Source organism: Seonamhaeicola marinus (genome assembly GCF_008085455.1).
Window position 1 is genome coordinate 382368 of the sequence record NZ_VSDQ01000409.1, and the last position, 16808, is coordinate 399175.

Genomic DNA, 16808 nt, shown 5'->3' on the forward strand with positions numbered 1-16808 from the left:
ATAAAGTAATTACATATCCAAAACAACACATGATTATGAAAAAATCACTATTTACATGGGCTTTTATCTGCATATCTTTTAGCTTATGGTCGCAACCAAAAGCACCTACTGGAAAGTCATGGGAATTAGTTGAAACCTTATCCGATGAATTTAACGCAAATAGTTTAGATTCTAAAAAATGGCGTAATTACCATCCCTACTGGACAGGAAGAGGTAGTACCTTTAGGCCTTATAATGTTTGGGTAGAAAATGGTTCTTTAAGATTAAAATCTACTAGAGGTAAGAAAGGAATTGATGCAGCTTGCGTTTCGTCTCAAAACCCAAAATTTGAAAAAGGGTACTATTCGGAGGCAAGAATATGGTGCCCATCAATGTCTATGACAGGAGCATATTGGTTTCAAAATAGATCAGAATCAGAAATTGATGTTATTGAAAACTTTGGCAAGCCAACAAACCATACCAAAGACCGTTATAGAATGCTTGTAAACACGCATTACTTTGCTAACGGATGGGAAAATGATGAAAAATCACCTTGGCACAACGGCAGTGCTATTCTTAAACCTTATGCTTGTGATGAAACTTACTATGTATATGGTGTTTGGTGGAAAGATGAACATACTATAATCTTTTATTTGGATGGAAAAGAAGTACATCGTGTAACTACAAAAAGTGAGTTTACACAACCCATGTACATGTTTTTTGATATGGAAGTTTTTGGTTGGTGGGGTGCACCTAAAGAGGAAGACTTAGCTGATTCAACTAAAAACACACAATATGTTGACTGGGTTCGTACTTTTAAACTAAGACATGATAAAAGAGGTATAACTGGTGGAGAGGGCATCTCCAAAGGAGATAAAAACACAGATTATCCAAAAGACCCTAGACAAAAAACTTCTAAATAAGGATAATTGGTATTTGAGACGACCCTAACTATTTTTCGTCCTTAAATTTATCAAGAGTAACTTTCTTGTTGGATGCTTTGCATTAGGATAAAAAAGAGAAAGTCGTCTGAAAGCAAATTTCCAGACGACTAAACTCCATTAAATTATTTCTTAACAAATTTATAAACACCTTCTTGCACAGATAAAATATAAATCCCTTGTTTTAGTCCCTCAACATCTATATGTTTTGTATAGGTTCCTCTTCTTACTATAGCCCCTAGCATATTTGCTATATAATAGCTAGAACCTTTCCCTTGAGTTTTTAAAGTGATTGTTTTCTCCACTGGGTTAGCCGAAGAAATCAAAGAAGAAATACTCTTAAAGGAAGTTGCACTTAAAGTAGCACTAGAGTCATATGTCATACCTTGAACTATTAATGTCCCACTACCGTTATCTACAACAGGCACGGATTCCAGTCCATCAGCATCACCTTCACTAGTTGAAAACCACCTATTTACCATGGTATATTGCACTCCATTTGTGTAAGTTCCATCCCATCTCGAGAACGCAATAGTTACAGATACATCGCTAGTACCGTCACCATTATCTGTAATGGTTGGTCCATCAAGAATATAACTCTCAGAAGCCAAAGCTCCTCCTGGTGCTACACCTTGAGGCGCTAATATGGGTAAACCAGCATTAGGAGCACCAGGATTACCTGTTATACTGGTAATGTTAGGGCCAGTAATTGTTTCTCCAGACAAGCTAGCTTGTACATTGGAGGTTTGACGTATTGGCGAAAAAAGACCCGCAGTTGCAATATTTGCATTGGACAAAGTAATGTCGGTATATTTTATTACCAAATTAGGTTGCCCTACAGCAGGGCCATAGTTACCAGCTCCATCACCAGCAAAAGTTGCTGGTACAGATACGTATTCAATTGTTTGCGCTTTAAGTAACATGCAATACATTGAAAGCAATAAAAACAGTGTAATTTTTTTCATAATGAATTAATTAAGTTAGTAAATAATCTAAAGCAAACTTTAGCTAATCTCACAAAGCAAAATAGACAACTACCTAAAAGTAAACCAATACAAATCAACATTTTAAAACCTCAAAAAGCATTTGTTAAGTATTTTGTAAGTTTTTGAACCTCTTAATTTCTAAATAAAATACAATCGCCATTTTTTTTCACTAGAAAATTAATTACACTAAAAGATTTTTCTCCAGTTTGTCTTATGCCTAACCTTATGTTTTAAAAAATAATTAGTTATTAGGAGCGCTTAGATTATTTCGCATATCCAAACCTAACATGGTTAAAAAAAAACCGTTTAAGACATATGTCTTAAACGGTTTTCTATTACTTGAAAAAAGTATCATCTTCTTTTTACGCAATCACTTTTTCACGAATTTGTACACGCCCTCTCTTATTGCTAGAATATAAACGCCATTACTTAATTCATTAACATCAATAGTATCTGTGTATGTACCTTTTTTAACAATTACACCTAACATATTGGCTATATAAAAACTCGCTCCATTTGAGTTATTTGCAAATGTTATTTTAGTCTCTACAGGATTAGCTGAAGTTACTAAAGACCTTATCATTTTTAAAGAGCTAGTACTTAAAGTTGCACTAGAATCATATGTCATGCCTTGAACGACTAAAGTTCCGCTTCCATTATCTACAACTGGAATAGATTCCAAACCATCTGCATCTCCTTCTTTGGTTGAAAACCATCTATTCACCATAGTATACGACTGACCATTAACATAAGTTCCTTCCCATCTATAAAAAACAAGTGTGACGGAAACATCGCTAGTACCATCACCATTATCGAAAACCGTAGGGCCTTCAAGGACGTAAGTTTCAGAAGACAGAGCTCCCCCAGGTTTAACACCCTGAGGTGCCAATAAAGGTGTTCCTGCATTAGGAGCTCCTGGATTATTGGTTATACTTGTAATATTTGTACTGGTTATGGTTTTACCTGACAAACTGTTTTGAATATTTGATGTTAAGCGTATCGGAGAGAACATACCTGCGGTTGTAACGTTAGAATTATCTAAAGTGATATTTGAAAACTTAACAACCAAGTCTGGTTGCCCTACAGCGGGGCCGTAGTTACCTGCACCATCACCTGCAAAAACGGAAGGTACAGACACATATTCAATATTTAACGTTCTATCGCCCACATCATCCGAAATCACAACAGAAATCGTACTTTCTTTGGTTGCTCCAACATTATTTGTAGCTACGGCTTTTAAGGTATAAGTCCCATCTTGCATATTCGCTAATACATTGTCATTTTGTCCTGGCTCTCCCCACTCATATGGCGCCGTATCTATTTGACGGACTAAAGCATCATTTAAATATAGCTTCACATTTGTAACAGTTCCATCCTCATCATTTGCATTTACTTCAACTTCCAGATTGCTACCAACATCGAAAGTTTGTAAATTATTGGGTTTTACAAATGACACAGTAAAAGGACTAGGGTCTGGACCTTCTTTTGACAAATAATAGACATCATCCTTTATGTTATCGTGAGGCTGAGGGTTATGCCATGGTAAATTGGTTAATGTCCATACATAGTTTTTAAAAAAAGTACAACTTGGCCTATTAATTTGAAATTGATTTCTCATTTTAACTCCAGATAATCCATCATGAGCGTAGAATACATGGTTATACCTCCATGTATTGTTAGCCGTGGGCTTTTCCCAATCATTATTAGACCCGTTTTCAGAGAACCCTCCGTTACTATCATCTCCTTCGTAATGAATACCAACATTATTCTCTATGAGGTTATTGGTTGATGATACTTCAGTCCATACCATAAACCTATTACCACATTTAATTAATAGATTTTCTATTACGTTTGCCCTTTCTGTAAATGCATCTATATCAACGCCATCTTGCCATGCGTCAAAAACTAAATTGTTTTTAACGACTAAGTCTCTACAAACTTTCATATGAATAGCTCTTCTTCCGTCATCCATTATCACATTATTTTGTACAATACTATTCTGAGATATTTGTTTTAGGTGGAGGCTATTGTAGCAGTTATACATTTCGACCCCGTTAATCTCTAGATTATTTACAAATTCTGCATAAATAGCATTACCAACTTGTCTCTTATACTCAAGTTGACCTCTTTTTGTTCCAATGACTTTCACGTTGTTTTTTCTATTGCTATTGTTGGGGCCTACTATTTCAATTATACCACCTTCTTTTTCGCCTCTTGGAGTACCTGCAGTTGCGCCAGTATTGGGTATCTCATTATCCGAAATCAATATGCCATCTATAACAAGTGTCGTATTGCTACCTACTTGAATAGGAGCACCCTGATCTATATCTATAGTCCCTCTAAAAACATACGTAGTCATTGAAGCATGATCTTGCGCTATAGCGGCTCTAAAACTATTAAGTTGCGTTAGGGAACTAATTATAGTTCCAGAACCAGTATACGTTTCTGGCCTTGACTTAAGGTTATTGAGTGTATTTTTTGCTCCTGCCTGTTCTGCAATGTTTTTTTTGAAATAACCTTCAACTAATCTAGCCTTTGAATCCAGAAGTTCTGTGGTCAATCCATTACTCAAACCTGCTTGGTTTAAATCATTCTTCAAATCCAAATCTGGATTACCTGTTACTGTAGGAGCTTTTTTTACTTTAACCAAACCAGGTGTAGGGGTTCCATCGGGTAGTTTATCCCAGGTTTTAAATTTACAATCTGCCTGTTGGTTGGGTCTATCTACACCATCGCAAAACGTCTGATTTTGGCTTGGGTACCCCATAGAGGAGGCATTGAACTCTGTATACCCGGTAGTATTCTCATAAAACTGTGCCTGTGTACTTAAAGAAAACAATGCGCATATTACGAATACATTAATCTTAATAAAATGTTTCATTACTATCTTTTTTAGAATGTTTATACAGTTGTTAACACAAGAAGGTAGGAAGATGCAAAAGGGGAGATATCTGTTCTAATTCATCACTATAATTGATGATTGTACTAGGGATAGGATAGTTCTATTTATGAGAACTTCTTTGAAGTTCTACATTTAGATGTTTTCTTGTTATATAAATTTGAGGATCTCTTCTACTTGGTTAAAGCAATGCACATATTTTGTAAACAAAAGACTGTCTTCCTTTTTTTAAATACATTGGAAAAAAGAACCCTAAATTTCTTTAGGGTTCCAAAACTCAAACTAACTAAATAATAAAACTTCTAACATTTACTTGTTTTCTGTAGAAATCCTCATATTTAAACTTTAAATATTTTTATTGCCACTCTTCTAAATTAAGTTCTGTATTTCTGTAAATAAGTTCCTCCTCTACAGCATGTACAGCACCATTTTCATCTGTGTAGTTATATTGCAGTACAAAATTCCTTGTACTTGAATCGTAGGTTCCCGTTCCACTTAATGAAGATATGTTACCAGAGCCATCAGACAATACTACATTACCATTTTCAGATATTTGCATTTTCATACCACGTCCAGAAACATCAGGATTACCAGCATAAGGTACGGCTAGGGAGTCTTTGGCTATGGTTTGTAACAACATATCCTCGTTTTCAACTAAATCTGTTTCTGAATAGGTTTCAACACTATTATCTTGTGTATTAGTATCCGTACCTTTTACATAATACCATCCATGGTATTTATTAAAGTATTTCAATACTAAAATAGTATAATGCCTGTCCTGCAAAATAGAATCTGTAGTTGTTGTCACCAATTGAAGTGGTAAAGCATAATTATTCCCTACGGCCAGCGCATCATTCATAAACAAATCTTTATCTAGAGTAACCGGAACACTTCCTTTGAACTTACCGCTTGGGATTGTAAAACTACTAGCATTCATAGAATAATAATTATCTGGTAGTTTAGTTAACTCTGGATAGGCATCTAATAACGTATCTTCTACAATAAAGCCTACTTCTTCATTAGTATCATTAGAATATTTACCTCCTAAAACGACACCTACTTCAAATTTTAAATCCTCTCCATCGGCGTCAACTAAAGTTCTTAATGGAAACTGACGAGGAAAGTACGTTGTTGTATATTCAAAATCCTCCTTATAGTCATCATAACACCCTTGTAAGAGCACAAAAGTTCCGATAAACATAAGTACTGCTATTCTTTTTATCATTTTTCTAAATTTTCAAATTATTAACTTAATCAAATTACCACCCTTGATTTTGAGTGATATTATCGGTTCTTAAAATTTCATTAAAAGGAATTGGCCCGTAATTCATAAACCCTTTATAATTGGGCGTTAGTATAGTAGATCTACTAAAATTAAATGTGCCATTTCCATTATCTGTGATGGTAACACCAGATACAGGCTGATTTAAATTATCTTCCCATCTTCTTAAATCAAAAAATCTATGACCTTCAAAACAAAGTTCTATTCTGCGCTCGTTCTTTATTAATTCTCTCATAGCTTCTTTTGTAGTTATTGATGCTAAATAATCATCACTTCCACCCGAAGCAATACCTGCTCTTCTTCTAATTTCAGCAATAGCATCTCTGGCAGACATACCATAAGTAGTATCATCTGGACCATTAGCTTCGTTAGCTGCTTCAGCAAAATTTAGAAACATTTCTGCTTTTCTAAAGATGGCATTATAATGAACGTCATTTACAACGTTACCCGAAACTAAATTAGCATCTGTGCTAATCCATTTTCTTAAATAATACCCTGTTCTTGTTGCGTTTTCTACGGTTACACCAGGAGCTCCAACCATATGTGCGCCACCTTGAAACGTCTCAATAGTTCTACCTTTGAATGATTGATTATTGTGTATAATGGTCATGTAAAAACGTGGATCTCTATTCGCATACATATCACTTTCACTGTAACCGCTTGCTCCTTCTGTAATAGGATACCCATTTGCCATAGGAAATGCGTCTACAAGATTTTGAGATGGGTTACAATTACCATTTCCTTCTAAACCAGCACCAGGAGGAAAATGACTTCTCTCTAATGCATTTGTATTACCATTTGCCTCTCCACTAACTCTTCTCATTATTAGCTCATCACTCTCATCATTGTTAAAATACACATCAGAGACATTGTTAATATTATTAACGCTGTAGGCATCTGGTAATGTAGCTCCTATAACATCAATAACGTCTTTAGCGGCCTGAGCTGCCTCAGCGTAAGTAGATGTTTCAAATGCTGGACTAGCTGCATATAATAGTACTCTAGATTTTAATGCTCTACAAGCCACAGTGGTAGGTCTTCCTAAATTTGTTTCATCAAAATCTGGATCAACATCTGTATAAGACTCTGGTAATCCTGCTCCAAGTGCAGTATTAATATCATCTAATATTTGCTGTACACATTCTTGGTAGGTATTTCTTGGTAAATTCAACAAGTCCGGATTATCAATATCTATACTCGCTGTCATTAAAGGTATTCCCATTAATTGACCATTTACATCAACGCCTCCAAACCTTTTTAACAATTCAAAATGGATATATGCTCTTAAAAAGAACGCCTCTCCTTTTAAACGCTGTCTATACGTCTCATCTCTCGTAGGATTAGATCTGTAATATTGTACAGTACCATCTAAACCAACTTCCATGAATAAATTCACATTTTTTAAGTCGTCATATCTTGCCTGCCAATTGTCTAAAGGATTATTAACTGCGGTCCAAAAACCATCAGTTGTAATCATCTGATTGATATTATTTGTAAGATTATTAGAAAGTGCATTATCTGTTGCGCTATCTAAAAAATCTGAATTGAAGGTATCATAACTAGACGGAATGGCTCTGTACGCATAGGTTAATAAACCTCTAACATTATCTGGCTGCGTTAAAAGCACATCAAATGTTCTTTCATTTGTTAATTTAGGATCAAAGTAATCTTCACAGGAAGAAAACATAACTAAGACACCTAAAACAAACACTAAATTTCTCATTGAATATTTCTTTTTGAAAACACCTTGAATTCGTTGATTAGGGTTTTCTTTTCTTTTTATCTTTTGTTTCATAACAAACTAGTTTAGTACGTTAATTTTAAACCTAATGACAATGTTCTAAACCCTGGATAATTGTTAATTCCGGAATTTAAACTTTCAGGATCTAAATCTTTTATTTTAGAGATTGTTAACAAATCATTACCTCTAACAAAGAGTCTAAAGTTTGTTGCTCCAAATTTGTTGCTAATTCGCTCTGAAAAATTATAAGCCAATTCTGCTGTTCTAATCTTAAAGAAGTCTCCACTTGTTAGCCAATAGCTAGAATCACGATAACTATGAGATTCTGATAATGACGTAAGTCTTGGCGAAGTTGCCCCAGCAACAGCACCTGGTGTTGCAGAACCTAAAGCTTGAACAGAGTATTTATTTTCACCCGTGTTCCAATAGTATGAGTTGTTTAATAGCTTATCAGATCCTGAAGTTCCTTGACCTAGAACATATAATTCTAAACCTTTATACTCCAGATTAAGATTTAATGAATAATTTACTCTAGGGAACCAATTACCAATGTTCTTTCTATCGAATTGATCTATGACATTATCTCCTCTATCATTAGTAATATCAACTAACTTTATATCACCAGGAATGATATCTCCATAAGAAGATGTTACACCATGACTTGCTATATCCGAATCGTTTTGATATAAACCATCTGCTTGCCATCCCCAGATAGCATCTGTTACTTGTCCTGTTCTATTAAGGTGTGCATATTGATTGATTTCATCGAATACTTCATTAACAGATTTGGAATAAATTAGATTTCCTCTTAGTGAAAAGTTCAGGTTTCCGATATTATCTGTATACCCAATAGATAAATCAACACCTTTATTCGATACTTCATTAAAGTTACCTATTGGTTTTAGTTCTCCTGTATAGTCTGGTAATGCATTTCTTAATACAACAGGAATTCCAGTTCTTAACTCATTAAAATAGTTTACTTCTAAATCTATTTTATTGTTAAACAAGCGGGCTTCAATACCTAAATTTAGCTCTTTAGACTCTTCAAACGTAAGACTTGGATTTCCTATTTGACCAGCTCTCCAACCAAACTCTGCAGCCGAATTTTGAGGTCCTGTTCTAAAAGAACCACTACCTTGATAAAAGTCTCTAAACAATAAGTAATCAAAAGCTCCGGAACCTTGTCTGTCATAGCCCATAATACCATAAGATCCTTTAAGTTTTAGATAGTTTATGCTTTTGCTATCTTTTAAGAAGTCCTCATTAGATATTAACCAAGCAAAACCTCCAGCACCGTATAACCCCCAACGGTTTTCTTTAGTAAACTTATCGGAGCCCATATAAGATGAAGACCCTTCAATAGTATATTTGTCTTTAAAGGTATAGTTTACCCTTGCTCCAATATTAGCACTTTTGTCATCTTGCTGAGTTGTAGGACCATCTAAAGTAGATTTTCTAGTAAGTGTTTGGTTAACTCCAACCAAATTAATTAGTAAATCATTGTCTCCCCATGATCTTTCAAAATCTATTTTAGCAACTATCCCTAAATTCTGTGTAGAGTTATCTCCCTTTCTATCCTCATCACCATCAAGTCTATCAGTACCTATCCTAGTGGTTACAGATAAATCATTTGGGTCATCAAATCTAATTCTTGAATAGGTTAAAGATTTACCAATGGCTATATTGTTGAAAACATCAAAAGTAACATACCCACTTGCACTAAGTCCTTTTACTAAGGAATTTAAGTTGAAATCTATACCTAAATTGGTTTGAGCATAGTAGTTTTTGTTGTTTACATAGCCAGATCTTGCTAGTTCTCCTAAAAGGTTAGTATCTACTCTTGGGCTATACCCCAAATTATCTTTATCTCCCTCGGCTCCTGCATAAAGCGGGTAGTCATTTGGACGATGCGAAGATAAAGCTCCAAAGAAAGCACCATTAGTTATGTCTGCTCTATCCCAAACATCCATTCTTCCAGCCAAATCTAAAAACATTGAGACTGTTTTATTTACATCATAATCTAGGTTACCACGAATATTAAAACGGTCAAACTTTTGGTTTTTTCCTTGGTTTTCAAGTCCGTCTTCATGAATATAACCAAGATTTAAAAAGTATTTGGTTCTGTCATCTCCACCAATTAATTGGGCATTGAACCTTTGAAAAGAAGTACTCTTTTTTAATAGTTCATCATAAAAATTCACATTAGGGTATAACACCGATGGATTGTTAGCATAGTTATTTATATCCTCAGCTGAATAAATTGGATCTAATCCATCATTAATTCTGGCCTGGTTATATAAACTTGCATATTGCGCAGAATTTAAATATTCTGGTAATCTAGATGGTGTTTTTACGCCATATTCGTGATAAAATGAGACTTTAGATTTACCATTATAACCACGTTTAGTCGTTAACATAATAACACCATTAGCAGCCTTACTTCCAAATAGCATTTTAGCTGTAGCATCTTTTAATATTTGAATGCTTTCAACCTCATCTATAGCGATACTAGATAATGCTCTGTTGGCAATACCATCAATTACAATTAAAGGGTGATCGTCTTGACCTCCTCTTGAAAGCCCTCTAATTTTCATCCAAGTGTTATCTAATCCAGGAGATCCACTCCCTTCAAAGGCAATTAAACCTGGTGCTTGTCCTGCTAATATTGATTCTACGTTATAGTCTGAAGAATGTAAAAGGTCTTTACCATCTATAACGTCTATGGCTCCAACAACTTTATCTTTATCAATATGAGCAAAGGGAAGAGCAACCTTATCTGAATCTACTCTAACTTTTACCGTATCATTTTTCTGCTGTGCAGATACAACCCCCATAAAGGCCGTTAAAAATAATAATATATAGTATTTCATTTTTTTTAATTTTAATTACCAGCCTGGGTTTTGTTCAAATTCTGTCATAATATCCATAACATTTTGAGGGAATGGATACCAATAATGTTTATCCTCAAAGACTCTAATGGCATTTTGGATTACTTTTTTACCATAAACTGTTTGTCCATTAACCACTCTTATGTCTACAGAATAAATGTTACCCTCTCCTAATACCTCTTTAGCTAATTTCCAACGTCTTAAATCATGCCATCTGTGTTGCTCATGAAATAACTCTACAGCTCTTTCATTGTAAATTCTTTTTCTGAATTCATCTTTACTAGAAGTATATTTTGCTAATACATTTGGCATATTAGCTCTACTTCTAACAACATTTATTGCCTCAACAGCAGTTAAAGAGCTTCCTGGCGCCGTTCCATTAGGACCATAAGCTTCGTTAACAGCCTCTGCATAATCTAAATACAATTGCGCTACTCTTATATGAGGAAAAGAACGGTACCAACCACCTCTGCGGTTCCATCTATCACATCCAATCCATCGGTGCTTACCTTTATGGTAATATCCAGTAAACATTTTGTTTTTTGAAACATCAAAGTTGTAATGCCATCCACTCGGATTTGTTGCATCTAAAACTCTTATTCTTGTATCTCCTGGGTTTGGTAACCCTTCAAACATTTCATCACCATGCGTAAATATTAGTGTTTTTAACCTTGGATCTCTATTAGAGTAAGGATCGGTTGGATCAAAACTTCCGTTAGCAATAGCATCTGGGTCATTAACATCATATCCATCTGCCGTTTCGAACCACTCTACAGCATTATGTGTAGGTGGACTTTCAGCAAACCAACCTCCTGCAAATTGAGGTAGCATCCAGCCTTGCCCAACCAAACCTCCAGCTGGATCTGAATGCCTTGAGAATGGCGGTACAATTATGGCTTCCTTAGGAAATCCAGGAGTTCTACTAAGCCAATTTTCTTTGTAGTCTTCCATGGTATACATCTCATAACCACCTGCAGTGAAACTATTTATTGCATCTGCAGCAGCTGCAGCTGCCTTTTCAGCATAAGCTGTATTATACGTTCTTGAATTTGATCCGTAAGGATTTAAATCAGGATTCATTAAAGGGCTTGAGGCATATAAAAGTGCCATAGCCTTTAACGCTCTTGCCGAGGTTTTTGTAGCTCTACCATTATTCTGATCATTCCATCGTTCTGGTAGTCTTTGAATAGCTCTATCACAATCTGCAACCAAAGAGTCTGTAGATGTTAAATATGAAGGTCTTACCTCATTAAAATCGTGACTGGTATCATAAACTTTGTTTAAGATTGGAAAACCACCATATCTCCTAATAACCTGAAAATAATGGAATGCTCTAAGAAAATAACTTTGACCAACTAACTGATCTTTTAGCTCTTGAGGAGAAAATCCTAATTCGGTTGGATATTCTTCTAATTGGTCTATATTTTCTAAAACCGTATTTACTGCACGTATTGCTAAGAATGCTTTAGATGTAGGCTCTGTACTAAAGTCACTGCCATTAAATTCTCCACCTGCACCGATGTATCTCATTCCACCAATTTCTTTGGTATTTGAGTTCATCCACACACCAGCATTTAATATTCTATGTGTTGGGAATCTTGCTTGTGCCATTTGACATTCGTCTGACATAGCTCCTATTTCACTAGACCAGTCCGTACCGTTATAAACTGAGTTATGTATTAAACGACTTGCTCTATCAACAGCTCCTCTTGCACTAAAGTAATCTGTAAAAACTTCCTCTGAACTAATACCTAATTCAGGGCTCACATCTAAATAATCTTCACACGAAATTAAAATGGATACTGCGGTTAACGCCAACAGTAATCTTGTATAATATCTTTTCATAATCTTTATATTTTGTTTAAGTATTTAGAATGAGGCTCTCACTCCAAAATTGTATCTTCTAACAAGTGGATATACTAGTAATTGTCTTTGTTCAGGATCGAACTCATCTGGTAAATCAGACCAAGTAGCCAGATTATTACCATTAGCAAACACTTCAAACGAATCAAATAGACCTATAGCTTGGTTTAGTTTTTTACCAAACTTATATTTGATCTCCATAGTTTTAAATCTTAAGAAATCACTTGATCTATTGGTATAAGTACTTCTTTGTGTATCATGACCATAACCTGTAGTTCTTAATGCAGGGTGCTTTCCATTTGGATTACTAAATGACCATGCATCTCTTTGCTCATTATTTAAAAACTGGAAACCAGTTACTGTAGCTGCTTCATACTCAAACAAGTATATGTTAGCAAGGTTTTTAGAGATATCGAACATACCATTAAACAGGGCATGTACAGTAAAGTTTTTATAGGTAAACCCTAAACTAAAACCATAAGATTTTGTAGCAAAAGACGGGTCATTAATTGGCACATAGTCATTATCATTTATAATTCCATCTCCATTATAATCCACATAGCTTAACATACCTGGAATGGCATTCTTATCGTCTGTTATCCAAAGTGAAGGTGTACTATTGTAAACCTCATCCCAAGAGCGATACAATCCATCAGAAATTAAACCACTAGTCCAACCAATTGGCTTTCCTTCTAATCTCCTATGTTCATCGGTAGCTGCAGGATCATCACGCTCAACAATTCTACTTTCTGTTAAAGACATGTTAGCTCTAACGAAATATTGAAAATCTTTACCTATTCTATCATTCCACTTTAATTCTATATCTATACCATGATTTTTAGTCCTACCAATATTTGCCAGAGGTGATGAATTACCAAACCAAGGCGCTATTGTACGACGCTCCATGATGATATCCTTTCTTTTCTCATCAAAAAGTTCAACTGTACCTCTTAACCTGTTATTTAAGGTTCCAAATTCAACTGCTAAATCTTGTTTTGTAACAGTTTCCCAGGTATTAGCGGGTACAGCAGGATCTCCTTCTCTGAAAATACTAAAACTACCACCTCCGTAATTTATTAGAGGATCACCATAGTAGAATGCATTGTTGTTTGCGTTTCTGGACTCAAAAACCGATTGGTAAAGAAAACGACGTTCTTGTCCACCAACTCTAACATTATCATTTCCTACTTCACCATAAGAATATCTAAACTTTAAAAAGTCCAGGAATTTAACGTTGTCTTCGAAGAACTTCTCTTTAGACACTACCCAACCAATAGCTGCAGATGGGAAGAAACCAAAACGTAATCCTGGTGCCCAGTTTTCACTACCTTGATATGCTCCATTAAATTCTGCTAAATATTTACCCTTGTACCCATAGGTGGCTCTACCAATCCAAGCTTCTTCAAATCGAGAGAAATTGGTATTGCTTTGAGCTCTACGTCTGTTAAATAATCCCATTAACCCAACATCATGATCTTCTCCAAAAGTTTTATCATAGTTTAACCTAACTTCGTAGTAAAGGCTATTACTTGATCCTGAAATACTTTCACCTCTAACTACAAGTGGACCTTCTACAGCATCTGGATTATTTTCTAAAGTGAAATCACCTAAATCTTCGTCATAATAATAATACAGTAAATTTCTACGAATTGCTGCTCCACCTCCAGTATTATAAGACTGACTGAAGTTATAAGACAGTTTAGCACTAGCTTTAAAGTTAGGCGTTATGTTTTGAACTAACTGAAAATCCGTGTACATAGTATTACTACGTCTTTTCCACTGTTCTTCTTCTTGAATTCTAGCAAAGTTAGGATTTACTGTGGCTCCTAATATAGTTGTGAATCTTCCATCTTCTAAGACAGGTATTGGACCAGCCATAGGTGTTTGCCAAACTCTGGTAAAGCTATCTCCACCTCCTGGTGCTACCCCATCATTCGTTAACCTTGTAATTGAGTTACCATTCCACTGTTTAAAGTTACCTCCTAAAGTGACCTTAAACTTTGTTGATTCACTAAAGTTAAAATCTAAATTGGTTCTCCAGTTGTAACGTTTTTGAAATGTTCTAGGGTCTAAATCATCTTGTTTCTCAAGATTAAATACGTCACCATCGTGTTGGTATCCTAAAGATGTAAAATAGGTAACAAAATCATTACCTCCAGATACATTAAGGTTATGCTGAGATGCAACACCAGTGCCTAACAGCTCTTCTATCCATGTAGTATACGTATACAAGCGTTTATCTCTATTCGGATCTCGCCAAGTATCAATTACACTTTGAGGTACTAAGTTATCATAGAAGCCGTCATTCATAGCTGCTTCGTTAAATGCTTCTAATGTTGTAGCGTAATCGGCATAATAATCTGTATCCATTGTTGGCGATTTAATACCCCAACTTGTAGAAAAGTTAACTTTAGTTTCACCTTTCTTACCTCTTTTTGTGGTTACAACCACTACACCATTACCTGCTTTAACACCAAAAACAGCAGTAGCTGAGGCATCTTTTAAAACCGAAATGGATTCAATTTCATTTGGATCAAGATCATTAAAATCACGTTCCACTCCGTCTACGATAAATAAAGGTGTATTATTAGTCCATGTAGATTGTCCACGTATTAATATATTAGCAGCTGTAGATCCTGGCTGTCCTGCTGCTTGCATTGTGGATACACCGGGCATGATACCAGAAAGTGCTTCAGACACTGTACCAACATTACCCGCTCTAAGAATTTCTTCTCCCTTAGCCTGGGTAATAGACCCAACCACTGTTTCTTTCTTTTGGCTACCAAAACCAACAACAACAACCTCATCTAACTCAGAGAGGTCTTCCTTTAATGTAACATTTATATTGGCCTGATTGTTAACTGATACTTCCTTAGTTACAAAACCAAGAAACGACACTACTAGTGTTGCATTACCATTGGTGACATTAATTACGAAGTTACCATCAAAATCGGCAGTTGCTCCATTTATAGTTCCTTTTTCGATTACATTGGCTCCAGTTAATGGTTGTCCAAATTCATCTGAAATAATTCCACTTACTTTAAATTTTCCTTGCTGAGAGATTTTCTTAGCAACTAATTCATTTTCACTCTTTAAATCTGCAGGTTTTGCCTTTTTAGGTTTAACCAAATTATCAGATATATTTAAATTGATTTCTTCATTTTTTGCATTAAGTGGTAAATCTGCAATAGTAGAAGACGCTTCTGCATATGTTTGAAAAATGACTAGTGTTACAAACATCATAGTCAATTTCATTTTTAAATTGCATTGTAACAAAAAGAGAATAGTTTCCCTTTGAAGAACAAGGTTTTTCATTACTTTTGTAGTTGTTAACGTTGGTTATTAATTTAATCACGTCCTAAACCGGTTGATGTGTCCGCATTTTCCGGTTTTTTATTTTAGATTAATATGTAAGTCTGTTAATTGTGAAGGACGATTTATTAGTTTCGTAGTTTTCCTATTTCATACTTTTTTTAATTATTATTTGTTAGTTAGTTGTTCTGTTAATACAACACTAAATAATTAAAATAACCAGAAATCTATCTCGATGAAGAAGTATTCTAAAATTGAATACTTAGTTAGTTTGTAATCTAAAAATCTAAAGTCATTAAAAGTAAAAATTCTGAATGCCTTTAAATAATTAAACTCAGATTAGCATTAAATAGTTTCTTAATGTACAATGTTTGCATAGTTTGGAAATTTACATCGGTGTATTCCTTAAACATTTGGCATTAAGACCTTATTCAATATGAGAGTTTTTCAAAGTTTATTTAATTTAGTTTAGTTATTTTGGTCATCAGCAAACTTAGATAAACACTAGAGTTGCTCAATAAAAAAAAACTTAAAAAAAACTTATCAGGCGCATACAAAAACTTAACTTATTAATTAATCCATTCGATTGACCTGCATTTACTACTAAAATTTTGACAAAATAGTTTTTCCCCCAATTTACTTAGCATCTAAAGCCTATTTGGCGGTTATTTAATTAGGAAAGTTAAGTTTGATTGTGCACTTTCACATAGTCTACACCAAGTTCTACATCAAAGAAAAAGTTAACTTGATACTAAAAAGACTTTAAAATAATAAAGTATATCACCTTGGTGGTATAACCCTAAATCCCTCTTGAGATTTTAAGATATATGGTATTTGTTTGGCATAAGAACTTTTGTATTTCTTCTTGCTAGGGTATCTCTTTTTTCTGCAATGTATTGTCATAATAAAAAAAGGTA

The 16808-nt window shown here is 34.7% G+C and carries 8 protein-coding genes; 1 reads left to right on the forward strand and 7 read right to left on the reverse strand.

Going from position 1 to position 16808, the window contains the following annotated elements; genetic code table 11:
• Window positions 1-35: 35 nt before the first annotated feature.
• Window positions 36-902, forward strand: coding sequence for a family 16 glycosylhydrolase (locus tag FUA24_RS06740; RefSeq protein WP_187388196.1), 867 nt, complete (start codon window positions 36-38; stop codon window positions 900-902).
• Between the two features lie 143 nt (window positions 903-1045).
• Here the strand turns inward: FUA24_RS06740 and FUA24_RS06745 are convergent, their stop codons facing one another.
• The 7 genes from FUA24_RS06745 to FUA24_RS06775 all read right to left on the reverse strand — a co-directional run bounded on the left by FUA24_RS06745 (window position 1046) and on the right by FUA24_RS06775 (window position 15822).
• Entirely contained in the window at window positions 1046-1885 is an 840-nt protein-coding gene (locus tag FUA24_RS06745; RefSeq protein WP_148540840.1) for a T9SS type A sorting domain-containing protein, read from the reverse strand.
• A gap of 391 nt (window positions 1886-2276) precedes the next feature.
• A complete protein-coding gene (locus tag FUA24_RS06750; RefSeq protein WP_148540842.1) occupies window positions 2277-4787 on the reverse strand; it encodes an Ig-like domain-containing protein in 2511 nt (836 codons plus the stop codon).
• Between the two features lie 373 nt (window positions 4788-5160).
• A complete protein-coding gene (locus FUA24_RS06755) occupies window positions 5161-6030 on the reverse strand; it encodes a DUF1735 domain-containing protein (RefSeq protein ID WP_148540844.1) in 870 nt (289 codons plus the stop codon).
• Window positions 6031-6064: 34 nt separating this feature from the next.
• Window positions 6065-7882, reverse strand: a complete 1818-nt coding sequence (locus tag FUA24_RS06760; protein WP_148540846.1) for a RagB/SusD family nutrient uptake outer membrane protein — start codon at window positions 7880-7882, stop codon at window positions 6065-6067.
• A gap of 11 nt (window positions 7883-7893) precedes the next feature.
• Window positions 7894-10698, reverse strand: coding sequence for a SusC/RagA family TonB-linked outer membrane protein (locus FUA24_RS06765; protein WP_148540848.1), 2805 nt, complete (start codon window positions 10696-10698; stop codon window positions 7894-7896).
• Window positions 10699-10713: 15 nt separating this feature from the next.
• Window positions 10714-12561 (reverse strand): RagB/SusD family nutrient uptake outer membrane protein, encoded by a 1848-nt coding sequence (locus tag FUA24_RS06770; RefSeq protein WP_148540850.1) that lies wholly within the window; start codon window positions 12559-12561, stop codon window positions 10714-10716.
• A gap of 24 nt (window positions 12562-12585) precedes the next feature.
• Entirely contained in the window at window positions 12586-15822 is a 3237-nt protein-coding gene (locus tag FUA24_RS06775; protein ID WP_187388197.1) for a SusC/RagA family TonB-linked outer membrane protein, read from the reverse strand.
• Window positions 15823-16808: the final 986 nt, after the last annotated feature.